At 72.8% G+C, this 21205-nt stretch carries 23 protein-coding genes; 14 read left to right on the forward strand and 9 right to left on the reverse strand.

What is annotated here, in order from left to right:
- The first annotated feature begins 1 nt into the window (after window position 1).
- The gene (locus Cba03nite_RS07310; RefSeq protein ID WP_203743399.1) at window positions 2–1426 is read left to right on the forward strand and encodes a glutathionylspermidine synthase family protein; all 1425 of its coding nucleotides are present in this window, start codon (window positions 2–4) and stop codon (window positions 1424–1426) included.
- Between the two features lies 1 nt (window position 1427).
- On the opposite strand, the gene Cba03nite_RS07315 is transcribed toward Cba03nite_RS07310, so the two are convergent.
- The 3 genes from Cba03nite_RS07315 to Cba03nite_RS07325 form a co-directional block, all read right to left on the reverse strand.
- Window positions 1428–1775, reverse strand: a complete 348-nt coding sequence (locus tag Cba03nite_RS07315; RefSeq protein ID WP_203743402.1) for a hypothetical protein — start codon at window positions 1773–1775, stop codon at window positions 1428–1430.
- 16 nt (window positions 1776–1791) lie between these two features.
- On the reverse strand, window positions 1792–2253 hold the full coding sequence (locus Cba03nite_RS07320) for a nucleoside deaminase (protein ID WP_239125538.1): 462 nt from the start codon (window positions 2251–2253) through the stop codon (window positions 1792–1794).
- Between the two features lie 135 nt (window positions 2254–2388).
- Complete coding sequence (locus Cba03nite_RS07325; RefSeq protein ID WP_203743406.1) at window positions 2389–3051, reverse strand: DNA alkylation repair protein; 663 nt, start codon at window positions 3049–3051, stop codon at window positions 2389–2391.
- Between the two features lie 192 nt (window positions 3052–3243).
- On the opposite strand from Cba03nite_RS07325, the gene Cba03nite_RS07330 reads away from it, so the two are divergent.
- Genes Cba03nite_RS07330 through Cba03nite_RS07340 form a run of 3 tightly spaced genes read left to right on the forward strand, consistent with a single transcriptional unit; the run spans window position 3244 to window position 5759 of the window.
- Window positions 3244–4503: a sensor histidine kinase gene (locus tag Cba03nite_RS07330; RefSeq protein ID WP_203743408.1), complete on the forward strand. Its 1260-nt coding sequence runs from the start codon at window positions 3244–3246 to the stop codon at window positions 4501–4503.
- A 4-nt stretch (window positions 4504–4507) separates the two neighbouring features.
- A complete protein-coding gene (locus Cba03nite_RS07335; RefSeq protein WP_203743410.1) occupies window positions 4508–5149 on the forward strand; it encodes a response regulator transcription factor in 642 nt (213 codons plus the stop codon).
- 43 nt (window positions 5150–5192) lie between these two features.
- The gene (locus Cba03nite_RS07340; protein ID WP_203743412.1) at window positions 5193–5759 is read left to right on the forward strand and encodes a hypothetical protein; all 567 of its coding nucleotides are present in this window, start codon (window positions 5193–5195) and stop codon (window positions 5757–5759) included.
- Window positions 5760–5769: 10 nt separating this feature from the next.
- On the opposite strand, the gene Cba03nite_RS07345 is transcribed toward Cba03nite_RS07340, so the two are convergent.
- Entirely contained in the window at window positions 5770–6072 is a 303-nt protein-coding gene (locus tag Cba03nite_RS07345) for a putative quinol monooxygenase (RefSeq protein WP_203743414.1), read from the reverse strand.
- A gap of 195 nt (window positions 6073–6267) precedes the next feature.
- Between Cba03nite_RS07345 and Cba03nite_RS07350 the strand changes: the two genes are divergently transcribed.
- Complete coding sequence (locus tag Cba03nite_RS07350) at window positions 6268–7755, forward strand: SDR family oxidoreductase (protein WP_203743416.1); 1488 nt, start codon at window positions 6268–6270, stop codon at window positions 7753–7755.
- 10 nt (window positions 7756–7765) lie between these two features.
- On the opposite strand, the gene Cba03nite_RS07355 is transcribed toward Cba03nite_RS07350, so the two are convergent.
- A complete protein-coding gene (locus tag Cba03nite_RS07355; protein WP_203743418.1) occupies window positions 7766–8656 on the reverse strand; it encodes an arginase family protein in 891 nt (296 codons plus the stop codon).
- Window positions 8657–8761: 105 nt separating this feature from the next.
- On the reverse strand, window positions 8762–9442 hold the full coding sequence (locus Cba03nite_RS07360; RefSeq protein WP_203743420.1) for a YoaK family protein: 681 nt from the start codon (window positions 9440–9442) through the stop codon (window positions 8762–8764).
- Between the two features lie 98 nt (window positions 9443–9540).
- Between Cba03nite_RS07360 and Cba03nite_RS07365 the strand changes: the two genes are divergently transcribed.
- The gene (locus Cba03nite_RS07365; protein WP_203743422.1) at window positions 9541–10191 is read left to right on the forward strand and encodes a TMEM175 family protein; all 651 of its coding nucleotides are present in this window, start codon (window positions 9541–9543) and stop codon (window positions 10189–10191) included.
- A gap of 7 nt (window positions 10192–10198) precedes the next feature.
- Here Cba03nite_RS07365 and Cba03nite_RS07370 read toward each other — a convergent pair whose 3' ends face one another.
- Window positions 10199–10537 carry a DUF3817 domain-containing protein gene (locus Cba03nite_RS07370; RefSeq protein WP_203743424.1) on the reverse strand — a complete coding sequence of 113 codons (339 nt, stop codon included), beginning with the start codon at window positions 10535–10537 and terminating at the stop codon, window positions 10199–10201.
- 336 nt (window positions 10538–10873) lie between these two features.
- Here Cba03nite_RS07370 and Cba03nite_RS07375 point away from each other — a divergent pair, with 336 nt between their 5' ends.
- The 3 genes from Cba03nite_RS07375 to Cba03nite_RS07385 are packed head-to-tail and all read left to right on the forward strand — an operon-like array spanning window position 10874 to window position 13757.
- Window positions 10874–12355: a phytoene desaturase family protein gene (locus tag Cba03nite_RS07375; RefSeq protein WP_239125539.1), complete on the forward strand. Its 1482-nt coding sequence runs from the start codon at window positions 10874–10876 to the stop codon at window positions 12353–12355.
- Complete coding sequence (locus tag Cba03nite_RS07380) at window positions 12352–13155, forward strand: fatty acid desaturase family protein (protein WP_203743426.1); 804 nt, start codon at window positions 12352–12354, stop codon at window positions 13153–13155. Before Cba03nite_RS07375 ends, Cba03nite_RS07380 begins: the two co-directional genes overlap by 4 nt.
- On the forward strand, window positions 13155–13757 hold the full coding sequence (locus Cba03nite_RS07385; protein ID WP_203743428.1) for a TetR/AcrR family transcriptional regulator: 603 nt from the start codon (window positions 13155–13157) through the stop codon (window positions 13755–13757). The genes Cba03nite_RS07380 and Cba03nite_RS07385 overlap by 1 nt, the downstream gene beginning before the upstream one ends.
- Before the next feature lie 36 nt (window positions 13758–13793).
- Here the strand turns inward: Cba03nite_RS07385 and Cba03nite_RS07390 are convergent, their stop codons facing one another.
- Window positions 13794–14579 carry a M23 family metallopeptidase gene (locus Cba03nite_RS07390; RefSeq protein ID WP_203743430.1) on the reverse strand — a complete coding sequence of 262 codons (786 nt, stop codon included), beginning with the start codon at window positions 14577–14579 and terminating at the stop codon, window positions 13794–13796.
- A gap of 236 nt (window positions 14580–14815) precedes the next feature.
- On the opposite strand from Cba03nite_RS07390, the gene Cba03nite_RS07395 reads away from it, so the two are divergent.
- The 4 genes from Cba03nite_RS07395 to Cba03nite_RS07410 all read left to right on the forward strand — a co-directional run bounded on the left by Cba03nite_RS07395 (window position 14816) and on the right by Cba03nite_RS07410 (window position 18871).
- A complete protein-coding gene (locus tag Cba03nite_RS07395; RefSeq protein WP_203743433.1) occupies window positions 14816–15577 on the forward strand; it encodes a cutinase family protein in 762 nt (253 codons plus the stop codon).
- A gap of 91 nt (window positions 15578–15668) precedes the next feature.
- Entirely contained in the window at window positions 15669–16940 is a 1272-nt protein-coding gene (locus Cba03nite_RS07400; protein WP_239125540.1) for an MFS transporter, read from the forward strand.
- 77 nt (window positions 16941–17017) lie between these two features.
- Window positions 17018–17620 carry a hypothetical protein gene (locus Cba03nite_RS07405; protein WP_203743435.1) on the forward strand — a complete coding sequence of 201 codons (603 nt, stop codon included), beginning with the start codon at window positions 17018–17020 and terminating at the stop codon, window positions 17618–17620.
- A gap of 243 nt (window positions 17621–17863) precedes the next feature.
- Window positions 17864–18871, forward strand: coding sequence for a hypothetical protein (locus Cba03nite_RS07410; RefSeq protein ID WP_239125541.1), 1008 nt, complete (start codon window positions 17864–17866; stop codon window positions 18869–18871).
- On the opposite strand, the gene Cba03nite_RS07415 is transcribed toward Cba03nite_RS07410, so the two are convergent.
- Complete coding sequence (locus Cba03nite_RS07415) at window positions 18866–19834, reverse strand: GntR family transcriptional regulator (protein WP_203743437.1); 969 nt, start codon at window positions 19832–19834, stop codon at window positions 18866–18868. The two genes, Cba03nite_RS07410 and Cba03nite_RS07415, sit on opposite strands and share 6 nt — an antisense overlap.
- Window positions 19835–20001: 167 nt before the next feature.
- Here Cba03nite_RS07415 and Cba03nite_RS07420 point away from each other — a divergent pair, with 167 nt between their 5' ends.
- A complete protein-coding gene (locus Cba03nite_RS07420) occupies window positions 20002–21195 on the forward strand; it encodes an FAD-dependent monooxygenase (RefSeq protein ID WP_203743439.1) in 1194 nt (397 codons plus the stop codon).
- Window positions 21196–21205: the final 10 nt, after the last annotated feature.

Consider the following 21205-nt stretch of genomic DNA (forward strand, 5'->3'; position numbering starts at 1 on the left):
GGTGCGCCGGATCCACCACGGCGCGCCCCGGCCCGGCTGGGCCGACACCAACCGCGCGCTTGGCCTGGTCTTCAACGACACGGTGAGCGAGGACGGCACCGTGCAGTCGTACTGGCGCGAGGGCCCGTTCTACGACTTCGACCTGGACGAGATCCTGCTCTTGGAGCAGGCCGCCGCGACCCTGCACCGGATGTGCGTCGCCGCGGGCGACCACCTCGCCGCGGGCTGCCCGCGCAGCGACCCGGCGGTGCGCCGGGAGGCGTACCTGACCTCGGTGTGCACCCCGGACACGTGCCTGCTCGCCCGTGCCGGGGTGCCCGAGTTCACCCACGAGCAGGTCATCCGCACCTGGCACGACGCCAGCCCGCAGGCGTGGACGCACGCCGACAAGGACCTGTTCGGCACGCACGCGCACGCCCGGCAGAGCCCGGACTTCTCGCCGAGCGTCTACGGCCGGTTCGACCTCTGGTACGGCGGCCGGGGCACCACCCCGAAGCTGCTGGAGTACAACGCGCAGACGCCGACGTCGCTGCTGGAGGCGGCCGTGGTGCAGTGGCGCTGGCTGGAGCAGACCGGGCACACCCACCACCCCGAGCGGCAGTGGACCAGCGTGCACGAGCGCCTTATCGAGGCGTGGCGGCGCAACCTCGGCGAGCTGGTCGCCGCCCGCCCCTGGCTGCCGCAGCGCCCCACGGTGTACTTCGCCTACCACGGCGCCGAGACGTCCGGCGAGGACCTGATGACCGCCGGCTACCTGGCCGAGACGGCACGCCAGGCCGGGTACCCCGTCGAGCTGATCGAGGTGGACCGGATCGGCGTGGACATGGCCGACGGGCGCATCGTGTACGAGCCCCGCAAAGGCGCTCCGGCCCGGCCCATCGACGTGATCTTCCTGCTCTACCCGTGGGAGTGGCTCTGGCAGGAGGAGGGCGGCCGGCCGATCTTCGCCGACATGGCCGACCCGAACAAGCGCGGCACGGTCTGGCTCGAACCGCCGTGGACGGCCGCGCTGTGGTCGAACAAGGCGCTGCTGCCGGTGCTGTGGGAGCTGTACCGCGACGACCCGGTGCACCGCGAGCTGCTGCTGCCCGCGTACTTCGGCGACGCGCGGCCAGCGGACCTGACCAGCTACGCCCGCAAGCCGATCTGGTCGCGCGAGGGCGCCAACGTCGAGCTGGTGCGCGAGGGCACGGTGCTGGCGAGCAGCGGCGGCGACTACGGGGACGGGGGCATGATCTGCCAGCAGCTGTGCGAGCTGCCGTCGTTCGCGGGGCCCGGTGGGCCGTACCATCCGGTCCTCGGGGTCTGGATGATCGACGGCGAGCCGGCCGGGATGGGCATCCGCGAGGGGGTCGGCACCGACGGCCTGATCACGCGCAACGGCGCCTGCTTCGTGCCGCACACGATCGGCTCACACCTGAGCTGACCTAGCCGCGGGCCGGGGGCAGCTCCTCCGGCGGGGTGTAGTCACCGGCCCGCTCGGCCAGCAGCTGCCCGAAGACGCCGCTGAACGCGCCGCAGTCCCGGCACAGGAAGTTGTCGTCGAGCGGGCCGCCGCAGTAGTCGCAGCGCCCCTTGTCCCGCGGGTCGTGGAACACCCGCAGCGCCTCCACCAGCGCCTTCACCACCGGCTCGGACAGTGCGAGCCGCTCCTCGCGCCCGTCGACCAGCAGCGTCAGCTCCTGCACGGCGGGCGCGGTGCGGTCCAGCGCGTGGATGCGCCGCACGAAGTCACGCAGCGCGGTCAGCGCATCCTCGGACGGGCGTAGCGCCACCCGCGCACCTCCTCGGTCAGTCGAGCCCGTTCAGCCTACGGTGCAGCGCGCGCAGCTCCCCCGCCAGCTCCGGCGCGGGCCCGTCCACCGCGATCCCCGGCGCGACCTGCTGGATCGGCAGCGGGCGCACCGGCCCCGGCGGCAGCCCCATCTCCGCACGCCACGCGGTGAGCTGCTCGGACGAGCCGGCGTACACGATCCGCCCCAGCCCCACCCACGCGTGGGCGGCCGCGCACATGGGGCAGTGCTCGCCCGAGGTGTACACCGTCGCCAGTGCCCGGTCCGCCGGGCTCAGGTGCTCGGCCGCCCACCGCGCGATCTCGAACTCCGGATGCCGCGTCTCATCCCCCGACGCCACGTGGTTGTGGTCCTCGAACAGCACCGTCCCGTCCGCCCCCACCAGCAGCGACCCGAACGGCTCGTCCCCCACCTCCAACGCCAGCGTCGCCAGCTCCACCGCCCGCCGCAAATACCTCAAATCAGTCTCATCGACCACTGCCGCTCCGCCGTCCACTCGTCAAGATCGCTCGATTTGCCTGGCACATGGGGGTATTCACGCTCAAGATTCGCACAGATGCCAGGCAAGTTGCGCGATCTTGGCAGGCGAGGGCGGTCACGCGGCCTGCTGGCGGCGGACGATCTCGGTGATCCAGGTGGGGGCGAAGGGGGAGGTGCAGCCCGGGGGAGTGGGGTAGTCCTTGAGGACCTCGAGGCGCTCGCCGATGTCGAGGGCGCGGGCGCGGTGCTCGGGGTGGTCGATGCCGATCTGCGCGAGGCAGTGGTTCATCGCCCACTGCAGGCGGTCCGGCGCGCCCTTCATCTCGGCCTCGATGGTGTCGAGCAGACCGGGCAGGTCGAGACCGGCGGGCTGCTTCGCGACGCGTTCGGTCGTCAGCGCCCAGCCGGCGCTGGCGACCACCGGATCCGGGTCGGCGAACCAGGCCACGCGCAGCTCCTCAGCGTGCGGGCTCTTCTTCACCACGTAGTTGACCAGCCAGTCGTGCACCTTCGGGGCACGCGCCTCGCGCAGCATGGTGTCCAGCTCGTCCCGCGCGAACGCCTTCGGGCGGCAGATCAGCAGGGACAGCAGCCTGGCCGCGGTGTCGCCGGTCGCCCACAGCTCACGCGACAGCTCCTGCTGCGTCTTCAGCCGCTTCGCCACCGCCCGCAGCTTGCCCAGGTTCACCCCGTGGTCGTCGCCGTGCCGCTCGTTCACGGCCCGCGCCTTCGGGTCCTCCAGCGCGGCAAGCTCGGCCATCACCTCGGCCACGGTCATCCCGGCCCCCTCCCTCACGAGGCCGCCAGCCTACTACCGAAAGGAAGGGCACCCTCTTAACGCTTTCCGTAGAGGAAGGTGCCCTTCTTAACGCCTCACCTCCTGGAGCGCAGGATGGTAGGGCTGTCCCCACCATCACGCCGGTGGGCAGCGGGATGGGCTGCGCCGGGCCGGGCGCATAGCGTCTGCGGCATGACGATGCTGCAACGGCTCGGCCGCGACGCCGCGTACAACCTCCTGGGTCTGCCGCTCGCGGTGGTCTCGTTCTCGCTCGGGGTGACGCTGTTCGCCGCCGGGGTGGGCACGCTGGTGACGTTCTTCATCGGCGTCGCGGTGCTCGCCGCCGCGCTGCTGACCGCCCGGGGCTTCGCCGACATCGAGCGGGTACGCCTGCAGGCCCTCCACAGCCACCCGGTCCCGCGCCCCCGCTACCGCACCGCCGAACCGGGCGCCGGCTGGATCCGCCGCATGATCACGCCGCTGCGCCAGGGACAGGGCTGGCTCGACCTGCTGTGGACCGTACTCAACCTGCCCATCGCGATCATCGCGTTCGTGCTGACGGTCACCTGGTGGGCGACGGCGCTCGGCGGCCTCACCTTCTGGTTCTGGGGACGTTTCCTGCCGGAGGACGACGGCACCGACGTCGTGCTCGAGCACGTCTTCGGCGCCGACACCTCCGTGACCCGCACCTGGTGGTACACGATGATCGGCGTGTTCGCGCTGCTCACCGTGTACGCCGTGCAGCGTGGCGCGGCGATGCTGCATTCCGGGTTCGCCTCGCTCCTGCTGACCCGGCTCGCGCAGCTGCAGGGCCGCCTGGACGACCTGGCCGAGGGCCGCGCGGCGGCGGTGTCGGCCGAGGCGGTGGCGCTGCGCAAGCTGGAGCGCGACATCCACGACGGGCCGCAGCAGCGGCTGATCCGTCTGGCCATGGAGCTGTCCCGGGCCCGCCGCCAGCTCGCCGACGATCCGGGCGCCGCCGCGTCGACCATCGACGGCGCGCTCGGCCAGGCCAAGGAGACCCTCGACGAGCTGCGGGCGCTGTCGCGCGGCATCGCCCCGCCGATCCTGGCCGACCGCGGCCTGGCCGCCGCGCTGACGTCGCTGGCCGAGCGCTGCACCGTGCCGGTGGAGCTGGACCTCGCGGTCGAGGACCGGCTGCCCGCGGCGACCGAGAACGCGCTGTACTTCGCCGCCGCCGAGGCGCTGTCCAACATCGCCAAGCACAGCGGGGCCGCCTCCGCCCGGCTGGAGCTGACCGCGCAGGATGGACGGGTGTACCTGATGGTGACCGACGACGGCGTGGGCGGCGCGCACCTGGCCAAGGGCCACGGCCTGGCCGGGCTGGCCGACCGGCTGCGCGCGGTGGACGGCGAGTTCGCGGTGGACTCCCCGGCGGGCGGCCCGACGATCGTGGTCGCGCAGGCCCCGGCGACCGTGCCGGTGGCGTGAGCTGATGCGGATCGTGGTCGCCGAGGACAGCGTGCTGCTGCGCGAGGGCATCGTCCGGCTGCTCGCGGAGGCCGGGCACGAGGTCGCCGCGGCGGTCGGCGACGGGCCCGCGCTGGTCGCGGCCGTCGCCGAGCACGCTCCGGACGTCGCGATCGTCGATGTGCGCATGCCGCCCACCCACACCGACGAGGGCCTGCGCGCGGCGGTACGTGCCCGCCGGGACGTGCCCGGCACGCGGGTGCTGGTGCTGTCGCAGTACGTCGAGCTGGCGTACGCCGACGAGCTGCTCGCCGACGGCCGGGGCGGGGTCGGCTACCTGCTCAAGGACGCGGTGGTCGATGTGGACGGCTTCCTGGACGCGCTGGCCCGGGTCGGCGCGGGCGCGACGGTGCTCGATCCACAGGTGATCTCGCAGTTGATGCTGCGGGGCAGGAGGGATCCGGTGCGCGAGCTGACCCCGCGCGAGCGCGAGGTGCTGGAGCTGATGGCGCAGGGCTGGTCGAACATGGCGATCGGCCGCCGGCTGTCGGTCGGCGACGGCGCGGTGGAGAAGCACATCGGCAACATCTTCGCCAAGCTCGACCTGCCCCCGGACGCCGACCAGCACCGCCGCGTGCTGGCCGTGCTGGCGTACCTGCGCTCCTGAGGGACGGAGCAACCTCCCACCCGCGCTGCACGTCTTGACAGGCATGAATCGCGTATGGCGTATCGCGCTCACCGCCCTGGTCCTGGCGTTCCTGGTGCCGGTCCTGGTGCTGGCCTCGGTGGCGGCGGGCCTCGCGCCGCGGCACTGGTCGGGCATCCCGCTGTCCGGATGGGACCTGGCGCTGATCGACTTCAAGCCGGAACAAGGCCGCCTGACCGGACCGCCCGGACAGCCCGACCCGGTGGTCGACGGGATCATCGCGATGGACGACCCGGGCGTGTTCATGGTGGTGCCCCTGCACGACGGATCGGTGTACGTCGCGTCCAGGAGCCTGCGGCCGTCGCTGTTCCTCGAGCTGGGCAGCCGCTTCGACGCGGACCAGGTGAGCGTGGTGTGGTCGCCGCTGATGGGGGACATCAACCCCGACGCCGGCGACCGCGGCCCCGCCCGGACCTTCTGGCAGCGCACCGAACCCCTGGCCACGTGGGTGACCCTGATGGTCGGCTTCCCGTGGCAGCTCGGCGCGGGCCTGCTGCTGGTCGCCGCCGGGTACACGCTGCGGGCCCGCCGCCGTGCGAAGGCCGGCGACGCGGAGCCCGCCGCGTCCTGACCGGCAGGCGTCAGCCGGGCAGCTTCGCGGCGAGCACCTGCACCTGCCGGATCTCCGGCGGCTTGGCCAGCAGCTGTCCCGCGTGGCCCATCAGCGCACCCGCGATGTCCCCGTCGAGGTGCGCCTGCAGGGCGTCCGCGTCGCCGAACGCGTCGAAGATGCCGAACGTCGACTCGTCGATGCGGAAGCAGTACCAGGCCACCGTGCCGCGCTCGGCCTGGGCCAGGGGCAGCGCGCCGGCCAGGAACGACGCGACCTCGTCCGCCTTGCCAGGCGCGGCATGCAGCGTCACCAGCAGACCGACCGTCACCATGTGCCGCCCCCGAAGCCGATGGATCGTCTGGTATGCACCCTATGCGGCTGCTTCGCCGCGCGGCACGGAACGCCGAGGTGATCAGGAACCTGTGGCCGCGACACACCGCCGAACCGTGCCATAAGTTCATGATCAACGGGGTTGATGGCGGGTGATCGCGGCCGGGTGGGGGTGGGGGCGGCATAGGGTGGGGGGATGGGGGAGCGGGCTGTTGGGGGCCGGCGCGTGCTGGTGACCGGGGCGACCGGGTACATCGGCGGGCGGCTCGCCCCGCGGCTCATCGAGGCGGGGCACCAGGTGCGCTGCCTGACCCGGTCCGCGGCGCGGCTGCGCGACGTGCCCTGGGCGTCGCAGGCGGAGATCGCCGAGGCGGACGTGCTCGACCTCGGGGCCACCCGCCGGGCGCTGCGTGACATCGAGGTGGCGTACTACCTGGTGCACTCGCTCGGCTCGCCCGGCTTCGAGAAGATCGACCGGCGGGCGGCGCAGACCTTCGCCGCGGCCGCCCTGGCCGAGCGCGTCAAACGCATCGTCTACCTGGGCGGGCCTGCCCCGGAGCCGTCGCTCGACGGCTCGGCCGCCTCGGCGCACCTGCGTTCACGCGACGAGGTCGCCGCCATCCTCACCAACTCCGGGGTGCCGACGGTGACCCTGCGCGCCGCCGTGATCATCGGGTCCGGCTCGGCGTCGTTCGAGATGCTGCGCTACCTCACCGAGCGGCTGCCCGTCATGGTGACGCCGCGCTGGGTGAGCAACCGGATCCAGCCCATCGCAGTCCGCGACGTGCTGCACTACCTGGTCGGCTGGGCGAGCGTGCCCGGGGACGTGAACCGGTCGTTCGGCATCGGCGGCCCCGACGTGCTGACCTTCCAGGAGATGATGCAGCGGTACGCCCACATCGCGCACCTGAACCGGCGGGTCATCATGCCGGTGCGCACGCTGTCGCCGTGGCTGTCGTCGCAGTGGGTCGGCCTGGTCACCCCCGTGCCCGGAGCCATCGCCAAACCGCTGGTGGAGAGCCTGATCCACGAGGCGGTGTGCCACGAGCACGACATCAGCCGGTACGTCACCGACCCGGCCGGCGGGCTCAAGCCGTTCGACGAGGCGGTGCGGCTGGCCCTCGTCAAGATCCGTGACGCGGACGTGGAGACCCGCTGGTCGACGGCGACGTGGACGCGCGCCGCGGCCGAACCGCTGCCCACCGACCCGGACTGGTCCGGCGGCAGCGTCTACATCGACCACCGTACGCAGCAGGTGAAGGCCCCACCCCGCGCGCTGTGGAACGTGGTCACCAGCATCGGCGGCGAGAAGGGCTGGTACTCCTTCCCGCTCGCCTGGTCCGCGCGGGGCTGGTTCGACCGGGCCATCGGCGGGGTCGGGCTGCGCCGCGGCCGCCGCGACCCGGTCCGCCTCTACACCGGTGAGGCGCTGGACTTCTGGCGCGTCGAGGAGATCGAGCCGGGGCGGCTGCTGCGGCTGCGCGCCGAGATGATGCTGCCCGGCCGCGCCTGGCTGGAGCTGCGCGTCTGCGACGACCCGCAGGGCAGCCGGTACGAGCAGCGCGCCGTGTTCATCCCCCGCGGCCTGGCCGGTCACCTCTACTGGCGCTCGATCTCCCCGTTCCACGCGATCGTCTTCGGCGGCATGGCCCGCAACATCGCCCGCGCCGCCGAACGCGCCTGATCCCGGCGGGTCAGCGGGAGAGCACGTCGCGAAGGAGGCCGACCAGGGCGGTCGCGCAGGCACGGCCGGGGTCCTTGGCGGGGTTGTAGCAGGCGACGGAGAGTCCGATCATGGCGTCGGCGGCCGTCAGCGGGCGCATCAGGTCGCGCAGGTCGGGCAGGCGCAGGCCGCCGGGCATCAGGTAGTCGGTGGCGGGGAAGGCGCGTTCGTCGAGCACGTCCACATCGAGGTGCACCCAGTACGGGCCGCCCTGCGCGAGCACGTCCCGGGCCTGCTGGCCGGAGTCGGTCATACCCTGCTCGTGCAGGTCGTCGGGAGTGGACTCGGGCGGATAGCCGAGCTGCTCGGGCAGCACCGAGCCGTACTCGACGGCCTCGTGCCGGTCCCGCGCCCCGAGCAGGCGCAGCCGTTCCGGGGCGACCAGCGGCCCGCCCACGGCGTCGACCCACGCGGCCGGGCCGTGCCCGGTGACCACGGAGATCGGCATGTCGGCCGGTTCACCGGTGGGCGAGGTGCGGCCGTCGTAGAGGTCGAGATGCCCGTCCAGGTACGCCAGCCCGATGCCGCCGAGCGCGTCCCGGGCCCCGGCCAGCGCGGCGGGCAGCAGGGTGCAGCAGCCCCCGGCGAGCAACGGCCGGTCACCGGCGGCGACCAGGTCACGGACGGCGCCGCGTACCACGCCGGTCATGGACCGCACCGACGGCCAGGCGATCACGCCGGTCTGCTCGTCGCGGCCCTTGCCGACCAGGCGCACCGGCACGTCCCCGGCGTCCCGGCCCCCGACGGCGGCGACCAGGCCCGCCTCACGCAGCGCGGCCGGGGCCAGCTCCGTGCCGAACGGCGGATCGCCCGCCTCCGGCACTCCGACGCAGTCGATCGGCACACCCACCACAGTGATCACGCATCGATTCTCGCCTCCGGCTCCGGCGCAGGTCTGCCGGAACGCCGAGATCGGCTCCCGCGGAGCCGTCCACGACGCCGACCCGGGCGGGGTCCGACGTTGTGGTCAGCGGCGTCGGTCGTCCACCACGAACAGTGCCAGGCCCAGGCCCAGCAGCGCGGTCGCCGCCCATACCGCCTGGTCGCCGAGGCGTACGGTGAGCAGCCCGCCCAGCACCGCCCCGGCCGCGAACGACCCGATGGCAGGCCAGAGGCTGCGGGCGCGGGCGGCCGAGTCCCGATCCCGGTGCACCACGGCCCCGTAGACGGCCTGGGCGGCGTTGCGCAGGTTGGTCGTGGTCACCGTCGTGTTGAAGGTCCAGGCGCCGATGAGCCCGAACGAGGTGATCTGCACCGACGCCACGAACGCGATCAGCACCGCGACCAGGTCGTCGGGCACGCCCGACGGCAGCAGCCCCACGACCACCAGCACCAGCACCTCCAGCAGCAGCGCGGCGCGCAGCGGACGGCGGAGGAGGGCGGCGACCCGGGGCAGCCGGATGCTCTCCGCGGTCCACACCCCGAGCACGAACGCGGCGATCGGCGGCACGTGCCGCAGCGCGGCGTCCCACTGCGCCTGCGCGGCGGCGACGCCCAGCAGCACCATGTTGCCGGTCTGCGCGGTGGCGAACACCCCGCCCCGCCCGAGGAAGGTGTACGCGTCGAGGAAGCCCGCCGCCGCGGTCAGCAGCAGGATCAGGCGAAGCGAGCGCGAGGTGGGCCGTGCCTCACCCGCGTCGCCGGTCACGGGGCCCTCCGATCATCCTGCCCGCCATGATCCCCGAAATCACTCCCTAACCGGGCAGGATGCCATTTTCCGGGCCACCGGCACCGTAGGGTGGAGCCGTGGCCCGGGACACCTCCGCGCGCGTCTGGGGGCGCGACACCGTGGAGTTCGGCCGGGTGACCGCGTTCAGCGACGGCCTGTTCTCGATCGCGATGACGCTGCTCATCGTCGAGGTGACCGTGCCCCACCTGGTCGACAAGGAGAGCACCCGGGAGCTGTGGCAGCAGCTGGAGGACCTGATCCCGAACTTCGTCGGCTTCTTCATCTCGTTCGCGATGATCGGCCGCTACTGGGTGGCCCATCACAAGATGTTCAGCGTCATCCGCGGCACCGACTACGGCCTGATCGTCCGCAACCTGTTCTACCTGGCCTTCATCGCGTTCCTGCCGTTCCCCACGGCACTGCTCGGCGACTACTTCGGCAACCCGCTGGCCGTCATCGCGTACGCGGTCGTGGCCGGGACGGTCAGCACGCTGGAGGTGGTGCTGATCCGCTACGCCTGGCGGGCGAAGCTGCTGCGGGTGCGGGTCACCCCGGCGGTGATGCGGTGGGCTTCGATCATGTCGCTGTCGCCGGTGGTGGCGTTCGCGGTGTCGATCCCGGTGGCGTTCGCCAGCAGCGTCGCCGCCGTGGTGATCTGGTTCCTGCCGCTGGTGTTCGGGATCTTCATGGCCCGCCGGGCTCCGGCGGGCGCGGAGGTGCTGGAGTGAGCCGGGCTCAGCGGGCCGCGGCGACGGCGGGCTCGGCCTCGGCGGCCTCCGTGACGGCGTCCCGCTTGGCGACCCAGCGCTCGAACAGCAGCCCCAGGAACGGCGGGATCGACGCGGCGCCGCCCACGACGACGCGGCCGAAGCCCCACCGGTGCACCTTGGCCGTCCAGAGCATGGTGGCCAGGTAGAACACGAACATCGCGCCGTGCACCCGGCCGAAGACGAACACGCCGATGTCGTTCTTCACCACGATGTACTTGAAGAACATGCCGATGAGCAGGCCCACCCACGAGATGGTCTCGGCGATGGCGGCGTAGCGGAACCAGCGGCCTGCGGTGCTCGACATGGACTCTCCCGGCGGTCGGCGTTGACGGAGCTGATCATAGAGCCGCATGGACCCGGGACTCCGGGCTCGCCACGCGGCTGTGACCGCGGCAACCCTAGGCCATGATCCATCAAGTTGCCTGGCAGACGTGCGAAAGAAAGCTGAAGATACGCCCGTCTGCCGGGCAAGTCGGGCGATCTTGGGTGATCGGGGCATGGGATTGACTCGATCTCCGAGTCGCTCTACTTTGAACATGTGTTCAGAACAGATGTTCAGAATCACGTTGCTCCCACCGGATTCGCGAGGCCGCCTGCGGCCGCGTCCCGCCGGGAGCTGCCGGGACGCCGCGATGTCGCGGTGCTCGGCGGGGGCCTCGCCGGCCTCGCCACCGCGCTGCGGCTACAGGCCGCGGGACTGTCCACGATCGTGTTCGAGGCGCACGGGCACGCCGGCGGCTGCGCCGGCTACTTCCGGCACCGCGGCTTCTCCTTCGACGTCGGCGCGACCACGCTGGTCGACTTCGCGCCCGGCGGGGTCGGCGCCGAGCTGCTGAGCACCGCCGGGATCCCCGACCTCGACGCCGAGCACCTGCCCGGCTACGTCGCCTGGCTGCCCGACCGGGTCGTCACCCTGCACCGCGAGCAGCACCGCTGGCACGCCGAGCGGCTGCGCGCGCTGGGGGACACCCGGGCGCACCGGCGGTTCTGGGCCGAGCTGGACCGGATCGCCGAGGTCTTCTGGTCGGCCAGCCGGTCCGGCATCCGGCTGCCGGTCCGCAGCCCGGCCGACGCCGTGCACGATCTGCGTGCGGTCGGGCTGCGGCAGCTGCCGCTGGTGCGCCATCTGGGCCGGACCATGGGCGACGCGCTGCGTGCGCACGGCCTGCGCGACCAGGACTCGCTGGTGGCGCTGCTCGGCATGCTGGTCGAGGACACGGTGCACAGCACCGTCGACCGGGCACCGCTGATCAACGCCGCGCTCGGGGTGACCATCCGCGGCGCGGGCCTGTCCCGGCACCGGGGCGGCATGCACGGCTTCTGGCGTACGGTCGTCGCGCGCTACCGCGAGCTGGGCGGTGACCTGCGCACCGGCTGCCGTGTCGAGCGGGTCGCCGGGCGGGAGGGCGCGTTCACCGTGCACACCGCGCGGGGCGCGGTCGAGGCGGGGGCCGTGGTCAGCGCGCTGCCCGCGCAGGTCACCGCCGAGGTGGCCGCGGGCACCCCCGTCGCGCACCGGCTGCGGCCGTACCTCGAACGCGACGAGCCCGATCTCGGCGGTGCCGTCGTGGTGTTCCTCGGGGTGCCCGAGGAGGAGGTCGCCGGGCAGGAGTTCACCCACCACCAGCTCATGCAGGACTACGCCCGGCCGCTGGGCGAGGGCAACAACATGTTCGTCTCGGTCTCCGCACCCGGCGACACGGTCAGCGCGCCGCCCGGCCACCGCGCCGTCATGATCTCCACGCACACCGAGCTGGCCGGCTGGCGCGACCTGCCCGAGGCGGCCTACGCCGAGCGCAAGCGCGAGATCGGTGAGCGGCTGGTCGAGCTGACCCGGCGCGTATACCCGAGGCTGGGCGAGCGGGCCGTGGTCCGGCAGGTCGGCACGCCGCGCAGCTACGAGCGGTTCACCCGGCGGCCGGGCGGGGCGGTGGGCGGGGTGCGGCAGACGCTGCGCAACAGCAACCAGTTCGCCGTGCCGCACCGCTCCGGCCTGCCCGGGTTCTGGCTGGTCGGCGACTCGACCTGGCCGGGGCTGGGCACGGTCGCCTGCGTGCTGGGCAGCCGGATCGTCGCCGACGACGTGCGCCGCCACGTCCGCGTCCACGGGGGTGTGCGATGAGGGGCGGGCTGCCCAGCCTCGGCGAGGTCGGCGCGGACCTGCTCGCCGTCTCGCCGTGGCGCACGCGGCTCGCGCTGGTCCGGCCGTACCTCGGCATCGGGGTCTTCGCCCTGGTCTGCTGGGCGGGCTGGTGGTGGCTGACGCCGCTGGTGGTGTTCGGGATCTTCGTGGCCGTGGTGACGGTGACCCACGACGTGGTGCACCGGGCGCTCGGGCTGTCCGCCCGGCAGTCCGACTGGGCGCTGTTCCTGATGGGACTGGTGCTGCTGGAGAGCGGGCACGCCTACCGGTCCACGCACCTGCAGCACCACCGGCTGTTCCCCAGCGACGAGGACCCGGAGGGCTATCCGGCGAACCTGTCGTTGCTGGGCGCGGTCGTCTACGGTCCGGTGTTCCTGGTCCGGCTGTGGTGGTGGTCGTGGCGGCGCGCCCGCGGCGACCGGGGCCTGCGCGCCTGGCTGCTGGCCGAGGCGGTGGCGCCGTTTGCGGCGGTGGGCGGCGGGGTGCTGCTGTGGCCGGTGACGCCGGGGCTGCTGGCGTACGCGGTGATGGCGATCGCGGGCTCCTGGGTCTACCCCTTGCTCACGGTGTACCTGCCGCACCACGATTACGGCGACGAGCCGCTCACCCAGACGCGTACGCTGCGCGGGCGGGTCATTCCCGCGATCTTCCTCGAACTGACCTACCACCTGGAGCACCACCTGTACCCGCAGATCCCCAGCCACCGGCTGCCCGAGCTGGCCCGCCGCCTCGACCCGCACCTGTCCGCGGCGGGCGTGCGCCCCATCCGGGTCATCTGATGCCCCGTGCCGACACCCGGGCGCGCGTGCTGCAGGCGGCCGTACACACCCTCGCCGCCGAGGGGTACGGCCGCTGCACCGCCCGCGCCGTCGCGAAGACCGGCGGGTTCGCGCCCGGCGTCATCTACTACCACTTCGCCGACCTCGACGACCTGTTCGTCGCGACCGCGCAGTACACCAGCGAGGCGCGCCTGGCCCGCTACCGTGCCGAGCTGGCCGAGGTCGCCACCGCCTCCGACACGCTGGCCGCGCTGCGCCGCCTCTACACCGAGGACGGTTCCGCCGGGTACATCGCCGCCGTGCAGGAGCTGGTCGCCGCGGCCAACGCCAACGCCCGGCTCGCCGAGCAGGTGAAGGTGCAGACCGCCCAGTGGCAGGACTTCGCCGCCGGGATCATCGAACGGCTGCTCACGGGCACGCCGCTGGCCGAGGTGATCCCGGTGCGCGAGGTCGCCACCGCGGCGGTCGCGCTGTATCTCGGCATGGAGATGCTGTCCCATCTGGAGGCGCACCGCCTCGGCCCGGACGCCCTGTTCGACGCCGCGGAACGGTTCGCGCCGCTGGTCGACGCCTGGCGCCTGGGCCTGCTGCCGGGCCAGTGAGCCCGCCGGTGCGCGACCGGCGGGCTCACTGCCGGTTCACGCCGGGACGGTGCCGTTCAGGTACGCGTTGATCTGGTCGATCTCCAGCGCGTTGAAGACCTCCGGCTGGGCGGCGGCCTGGTTGGAGTTGATGATGCGCTTGAACAGGTTGTAGTGCGCCATCGAGCGCAGGCCGATGACACGGTTCGGGGTGACCAGGTAGCCGGTGCCGCCGGTGCTCCAGATGAGGTACATCAGTCCGTCCTTGGTGAGAATGGAGGGGGGATTGCCGGGCGCCCCGGCGTAGGGCGCGCCCGCGAGGATCGACTCCGGGTTGTGGTACGCGCCGTTCTGGGTGATCTCCAGGTGCAGGTGCGGCCCCGTCGACCGGCCCGTCGAGCCGACGTTGCCGAGGTGCTGCCCGGCGGCGACCTGCGTGCCGCTGCCGACCACCGGAGCCTCGCGCATGTGGCCGTAGAGGGTGCGCCAGCCGTCGGCGTGGGTGACCGTGGCGTAGTGGCCGAAGCCGGCGGCGTTGTAGCCGACGCTCACCGTGCCCGCGGCGCACGCCCGGATCGGGTAGCCCAGGATGCCGCTCGCGCTGTAGTCGGTGCCGTAGTGCATCCGCGACTCCCCGGTGATCGGGTCGGTGCGCATGCCGAACCCGGCCGTGATCGGGATCCACTTGTCGAACGGCCGGTTCCACGCCGGTGCGGCGTACGCGGCCTCGGCGAGCCAGGCCTCCGGGATGACGCCGACGGCGAGCGCGGCGGTGATCATTCCGAGCAGGCGCCGCCGGTCCGTGCCGCGCGGGCTCGCTGCGTGCTCAGGTGATGTCTGCATTGGCGGGTGCATACCGTTCCTTCTGCTGCCATCGATGGCGACGGGGGTGCCCACAGGATCGCCGCGCGCCTTCACACGTCGGCCCACACAAGCCTCATGCGCCCAGGTCCGGGCCTGCTCGCGCCGCTTTCCGCGATGTCTGTGCGTGCGATGTACTTCGATGTATGCCGGATGTGCGCCGTTCTCCGGCTCCCGCGCCACGATGTGACCACATGAGACTCCCCAGGAGGTCGCCGATGCGGCAGACACGTCCCCGTCCGTTCCCGCCCCGGCTGCGCCGCGCGGCGCTGGCCACCGCGCTGGCACTGGCCACCCTCACCGCGGCCGCGGCCGTCGCCACCCCCGCGCACGCCGTCAGCTCCACGGCGACCTGCCCCGGCGTCATCGTCATCGGCGTACGCGGCACCAACGAGGCCGCCGGCACCGGCGGCAACACCTACCAGTACGCCAGCGGCGGCTTCGGCGGCCGCCTCAACCTGACCTCCAGCGCCGTCATCGAGACGTCGTACACGGCGCGCCGCGTCGGGCTCAAGTACCCGGCGACCGCCATCGCACCGATCTACCCGATCAGCCAGGGCACCGGCACGGACAACCTCAAGAGCCTGGTCACCTCGCTCGGCAGCACGTGCTCGTCGGCCACCAGGTTCGTCCTCGTCGGGTACTCGCAGGGGGCGCACGTAATCGGCGACGCCCTGGCCAGCGACTCCAGCAAGCGGATCGCCGCGGCGTACCGCAGCCGCATCGCCGCGGTCGTGTTCTTCGGCGACCCCACCTACCGCAAGGGCGAGCCGTTCAACGTCGGGGGCGCGACGGGCACCGGCACCTGGCCCCGCGCCGCCGGTGTGCTGAGCGAGTTCAACAGCCGCCTGCGCTCGTACTGCTACGCCAACGACAAGTGGTGCCAGAACGCGAGCGACCCGGCCGACGTCCACGGCACCAAGTACCAGACGTCGACGGTGCAGACCGCGGCGAAGAACTTCATCCTCTCCAAGCTCTGACCGGCGGGCCGCCACCGGTCCATCCTCCTAGGACGGCGTGGGCAGAGTGACCCTGCCCACGCCGTGAAGACGGGAGCTACCCCTCGCCGCGGTGTCCGGCGCGTTGCGCGGCCCGCGGCGGGTGCGGCAGGGTGGGCGGGTGGCGGTCGGCGGGGGAGCGGACACGGCGGGGGTACGCCGGCTCGGCCGGCTCTACGCGACCCTGCGCGGCTGTGACGAGGGCGTGCTGTTCTTCCCGCTGTTCACGCTGCTGATGGCGGATGCTGGGCTGTCCACGGCGGAGCTGACCACGCTGCTGATGATCTGGGGCGGCGTCGCGTTTGCGCTGGAGGTGCCGTCGGGCGCGTGGGCGGACACGTTCTCCCGGCGGCGGCTGCTGGCGTCCGGCGCGGTGCTGCGCGGGATCGGCTTCGCGGTGTGGTTCCTGTGGCCGGCGTACCCGGGCTTCGCGATCGGGTTCGTGCTCTGGGGCGTACGCAGCGCGATCAGCTCCGGCACCAAGGAGGCACTGCTCTACGACGAGCTGACGGCGCTGGGCGCGGAATCCCGCTACACCGCGCTGGCCGGGCGCGCCGCGACCGTGGCCATGCTGACCATGCTCGCCGCGAGCGCCCTGGCCGCCCCGGCGTTCGCGTTCGGCGGCTACGGTCTCATCGCGGCGCTCAGCGTGCTGGCCTGCCTGGGCAGCGCCGCCGCCGCGCTCGCGCTGCCGGAGCGGCCGCGCGTCCGCCCGGTGCGGGAGAACGGCGGCGTCGGGGCATACCTGGGGAATCTGCGGGCGGGGATCACGGAGGTCCGCACCGACCGGCGGGTCTGGCACGCGGTGCTGATCGCCGCCGCCGTGCCCAGCCTCAGCGCGCTCGACGAGTACGGACCGCTGCTCGTCCGCGACCTGGGCGTCAGCACGGCCGGGGTGCCGCTGGTGATCGCGGCCCTGATCGCCGCGATGGCGCTGGGCAGCATGCTGGCCGAGCGCTGGCGGGCGACCCCGGCCGCCGTCGGTGCGACGATCGCCGCCGCCGGGGTCGCGCTGGCGGTCGGCGCGGGGGCGGGGCGGGTGTGGGGTCTGGTGCCGATCGCGGTCTGCTTCGGGCTGCTCCAGCTCACCCGGGTGCTGGCGGAGGCCAGCCTGCAGCACACGATGAGCGGGCACACCCGGGCCACCGTCCTGTCGGTGTCGGGCTTCGGCGCGGAGCTGGGCGCGCTGGGCGTATACGCGGCGTTCGGCGCCGGCTCGCTGTGGCTGCCGATCGCCCCGCTGGCGGCGCTGTGCGCGGTGCCGATCGTGCTGGTCGGCGTGCTTGCCCACCGCTGGCTGCCCGCGCCCGCCGCGCCGGGCGGGGCCGCCGCCGAGGCGGCCTAGACCGGTCCGGCACGCTCACCGTCCATGCCGGATGCAGCGCGCCCGTGCGCCTTGACACGGCATAGAAACATGTCCACGTGACCGTGGATGACGACCGCGACCGCTGGCGCGACACGCTGCGCACCGGGCTCCGGCGCCGGATCGCCGGGTTCGCCGTGGCCGGGCTGCTGCTGGTGATCGGCGTCGGCGCCTCGCTGCTGTGGGGCGACGCCTTCCCCGACGCCGGGGACGCGCTGCCCGAGCGGCTCGCCGCGACCGCGGCGCTGGGCGTCGGCCTGCTGCTGCTGGGCTGGGCCGGATACGCGGCGGTCCGGGCGTACGTCACGCACTGGCGGGCGGTGATGGAGGCCGAGATCGTGCCGGCCACCATCGTGGAGACGTACTACGTCGGCGACGGCGAGGGCGGCTACCGCTGGGACGTCCGGGTCGCGGGCAGCGCCCGGTCGGGGGCGGTGTCCTTCAACCGCCGGGTGTACTTCGGCCACGACGACCCCGGCCCGGTCGGCTCGTCGATCACGGTGCGCTACCACGCGGGGCTGCGGCGGATCTCGACCGTCGACCGGGGCGTGCTCGCGGTCGTCACGTCGGTGATCGGCCACCTGCTCGCGCTCGGCGGCGTCGGGCTGCTGTTCTATTCGCTGTGGCGGGTCGCGGTGCTCATCGCCGGGCTGTGGCCGTGACCGGCGGGGCGTCGCCGCCTTCGCGCTGGTCGTGTTCTGGCACCTGAGCGGCCTGTGGGGCGCGGTGGTGCCGGCGATCCTGACCTACTTCTCCGTGCTCGACATCGGGCAGGTCTGGACCTGATCGGGCGTCCGCGCGATCGTCGCGCGGCGGCAACTGATCATTCGTGTCGCGGCCATGTCGTGGGCGCTTGTTACCGCCTAGTATCTCCATCCATCGATGTCGTTGGAAGGGGAGCGTGCATGCTCGACAGGTTCAGGATCACCGGGCGATCCCTGGTGGTGGCGGTGCTGACGGCAGGACTCACCGCGGCCGGGCTGGCCGTCCCGTCGCCCGCGGGCGCCGCGGTCACCCGCGCCCAGCTCGCGCTGCGCTGGGCGCCGATCCACTACCAGGACGTCGACGCCACCGGCAGCCACGCGCTGTCCGGCCGCAGCGACTACGTCACGAAGGTCGACTTCGACGGCGACTGGAACGGCCGCAACAACTGGGACCGGGCGGGGCAGTCCGGCGTCTCGTTCGCGGCGCACGCGTACTACTCGGTCGTGGAGACCGGCACCCACTGGTACCTGACCTACCTGTTCTTCCACCCCCGCGACTGGACCGACCACCCGTTCTTCGAGACCGAGCACGAGAACGACGGCGAGGGCGTGCTGCTGGTCGTCGAGCGCGACGGCTCCGACTACGGGGTACTGCGTGCCGCGATCACGGTGGCGCACACCGACTTCTACTCGTACACCCCCGGCGGCAGCACCTGGACCAGCGGCCGGGAGAGCGTCGACGGCACGCTGCGGCTGCAGTCCTCGCCGCACGACGCCTCCACCCACCCGGTGACCGCGCAGGAGGCCAAGGGCCACGGCCTCAAGGCGCATCCGCAGTACGACATCAACGGCGACGGCATCGTGTACTACCCGGCGGCCACGGCCGAGACGCCGAGCAGCGGCGACGACCGCGACGTGCGCTACGCGCTGATCGACATCCACGCGGCGGGCGGGCTGTGGGCGCAGCGCGCCAACACCGGCCTGTTCGCGAGCCTGGGCACGTTCGCCGGGGACGACTCGGGCGACTGCGGCGCTGGCACCTACGACTGCACCACCAACTCCGCCAACGCCCCCTGGGGCTGGGACGACGGCAACGACCTGCCCGGCCGCGGCCAGCTCGCCACCGACCCGGCGAAGGTGGCCGTGGAGTACTTCACCATCCCCGGCACCCTCTCCCGCACCTACACCTACAACCCGTACACCTCATGAAAGGAAGGGCACCTTCTTAACGCTATCCGTTGTGGAGGGTGCCCTTCTTAACAGGCCGTCCAGCAGGCGGGGGAGGCCGTAGTCGAAGACGGCGTCCAGGCTGAGGTCGAAGTCGTCGATCTCGGCGATGCGGGCCACCATCGGGAAGCCACCCAAGCCGATGATGCCGCCGAACAGCTCACCTTGCCGCTGCATCCACTCGTCGCTGGTCATCCCGGTGTGCTGGGCGGCCTGCGCCTCGGTCTCGAAGCCCATGGCCAGGCCGCGTACGAACCCGAACAGGCTGATGTTGACGTGCATCATCTCGGTCATCGGCAGACCCAGCGGGGCGAGGGCCGCCAGTACGAACTCGGTGTAGCGCATGCCGTGCGGCGCGAACTCCGGCCGGGTGATCGACATCGTCGGAGCCAGCCACGGGTGGCGCCGGAAGATGTCCCACAGGTGCCGGGCGGCCAGCTCCAGCTGCGCGTACGCGCCGCGCGGCGGCACCGAGGGCAGCGGCGCCTCGGCGAACGCGGCGTCGACCATCATCCGGACCAGGTCGTCCTTGCCGCGCACGTAGCGGTAGAGGCCCATGGTGGGCAGCTCGTGCTCGGCGGCGAGCCGGCGCATGGACACCGCGTCGAGTCCCTCGGCGTCGGCGAGCGCCAGCGCATGACGGATCACCTGGTCCCGGGTGGTGGTGTCGGCGGGCTCGGCGCGCGGGCGCCGCTCGCGCCGGGCGGGCGGCGCGGCCGGGGCGGGGGTGCGGTCCGCGACGACGGTGCCGACTCCGCGCACGGCGGTGACCAGTCCCTCGGTACGCAGCGCGGCCAGCACCTTCGTCGCGGTGGCCAGGGCCACGCCCCACTCGGCGGTGATCTGCCGCGCCGACGGCACCCGGTCGCCGGGGCGCAGTCGCCCGCTCTCGATGCGCCCCCGGATCTGCCCGACGATCTGCCGGTACGGTGCCTCGCCGCTCACGCGTACTAGTACACCACGGCCGTCCTCGCGCTCGCTCACCACGCCGACCTCGACCGGTGTACTAGGTAGCGTGCTAGTACACCCGGAACGCTGTTGCAGGCAGGATGTGCGTGCTCATACGGTTCACCCATCACGTTGTACACCGTACACACTCTGGGGAGCGGACGATGAGGACCAACACCGTACTGATCTCGGGCGCGAGCATCGCCGGACCGGCGCTGGCGTACTGGCTGCACCGGCACGGCTACGCCGTCACCGTGGTGGAGCGCGCGCCCGCGATCCGGCCCGGCGGGCACGCCGTCGACATCCGCGGCGTCGCCCGCGACGTCTGCGCGGCGATGGGCATCATGCCGCAGATCACCCGTGACCGGGTGCACGAGGAGGGCTTCGCGTGGGTCGACCCGGCCGGGCGGCGCACCTCGGAGATGCCCGCGAGCCTGTTCGGCGGCGAGGGCATCGTGGCCGAGTACGAGATCCTGCGCGGCGACCTCGCGCACATCCTCCACGAGGCCACCCGCGCCGACGCCGAGTACCGCTTCGGCGACCGGATCACCGCGCTGTCCGAAGGCGACGACGGCGTCGAGGTGACCTTCCGCAGCGGGCGTACCGAGCGCTACGACCTGGTGATCGGCGCGGACGGCATCCACTCGGGGGTGCGGGCGCTCGCGTTCGGGCCCGAGGAGCGTTTCATCCGGCGGCTGGGCGCGTACACCGCGTACTTCACCATGCCCGCGCAGCCGGACCTCGACCCGCACTGGTTCCTGATGCACGGGATCCCGGGCGGGCGCTGCGCCGGCATCCGGCCGGAGAACGAGCACACCGCCAAGGCTATGCTCTCCTTCCGCGCCGACGGTCGCACCGTCGATCCTCGTGACGTCGCTGCGCAGAAGGCGCTGCTGGCCGAGGTGTTCGCCGGGGCCGGCTGGCGGGTGCCGGCCATGCTCGACGCGATGGGGGACGCGCCCGACTTCTACTTCGACGTCATCGGGCAGGTGCACATGGACCGGTGGAGCACCGGCCGGGTCGCGCTGCTCGGCGACGCGGGCTACTGCGCGTCCCCGCTCAGCGGCCTGGGCACCAGCATGGGCCTGGTGGGGGCGTACCTGCTCGCCGGTGAGCTGGCCCGCTCCGGCGGCGACCACGTGACCGCGTTCGCGGCGTACGAGCGGCTGATGCGGCCGTACGTGAAGCAGTGCCAGCAGCTGCCGCCCGGCGGCGTGCGGGGCATGCTGCCCGACTCCCGGTGGGCGATCAGCCTGCGCGACCTGAGCACCCGCATCATGACCCGCCGCCCGTTCGCCGCCCTGATGGCCAAGCAGGCCGCCAAGGCCGACGCCATCACCCTCCCCGCCTACGCATAAGGAAGGGCAC

Source organism: Catellatospora bangladeshensis, assembly GCF_016862575.1.
Lineage (GTDB): Bacteria > Actinomycetota > Actinomycetes > Mycobacteriales > Micromonosporaceae > Catellatospora > Catellatospora bangladeshensis.

Excerpts from the sequence above, each read along its gene's own strand:
- Cba03nite_RS07325 (WP_203743406.1), bottom strand. The coding sequence starts at position 3,051 with ATGACCGTGGCCGAGGTGATGGCCGAGCTTGCCGCGCTGGAGGACCCG.
- Cba03nite_RS07330 (WP_203743408.1), top strand. The coding sequence starts at position 3,244 with ATGACGATGCTGCAACGGCTCGGCCGCGACGCCGCGTACAACCTCCTG.
- Cba03nite_RS07335 (WP_203743410.1), top strand. The coding sequence starts at position 4,508 with ATGCGGATCGTGGTCGCCGAGGACAGCGTGCTGCTGCGCGAGGGCATC.
- Cba03nite_RS07340 (WP_203743412.1), top strand. The coding sequence starts at position 5,193 with ATGAATCGCGTATGGCGTATCGCGCTCACCGCCCTGGTCCTGGCGTTC.
- Cba03nite_RS07345 (WP_203743414.1), bottom strand. The coding sequence starts at position 6,072 with ATGGTGACGGTCGGTCTGCTGGTGACGCTGCATGCCGCGCCTGGCAAG.
- Cba03nite_RS07350 (WP_203743416.1), top strand. The coding sequence starts at position 6,268 with ATGGGGGAGCGGGCTGTTGGGGGCCGGCGCGTGCTGGTGACCGGGGCG.
- Cba03nite_RS07370 (WP_203743424.1), bottom strand. The coding sequence starts at position 10,537 with ATGTCGAGCACCGCAGGCCGCTGGTTCCGCTACGCCGCCATCGCCGAG.
- Cba03nite_RS07380 (WP_203743426.1), top strand. The coding sequence starts at position 12,352 with ATGAGGGGCGGGCTGCCCAGCCTCGGCGAGGTCGGCGCGGACCTGCTC.
- Cba03nite_RS07385 (WP_203743428.1), top strand. The coding sequence starts at position 13,155 with ATGCCCCGTGCCGACACCCGGGCGCGCGTGCTGCAGGCGGCCGTACAC.
- Cba03nite_RS07390 (WP_203743430.1), bottom strand. The coding sequence starts at position 14,579 with ATGCAGACATCACCTGAGCACGCAGCGAGCCCGCGCGGCACGGACCGG.
- Cba03nite_RS07395 (WP_203743433.1), top strand. The coding sequence starts at position 14,816 with ATGCGGCAGACACGTCCCCGTCCGTTCCCGCCCCGGCTGCGCCGCGCG.
- Cba03nite_RS07410 (WP_239125541.1), top strand. The coding sequence starts at position 17,864 with ATGCTCGACAGGTTCAGGATCACCGGGCGATCCCTGGTGGTGGCGGTG.
- Cba03nite_RS07420 (WP_203743439.1), top strand. The coding sequence starts at position 20,002 with ATGAGGACCAACACCGTACTGATCTCGGGCGCGAGCATCGCCGGACCG.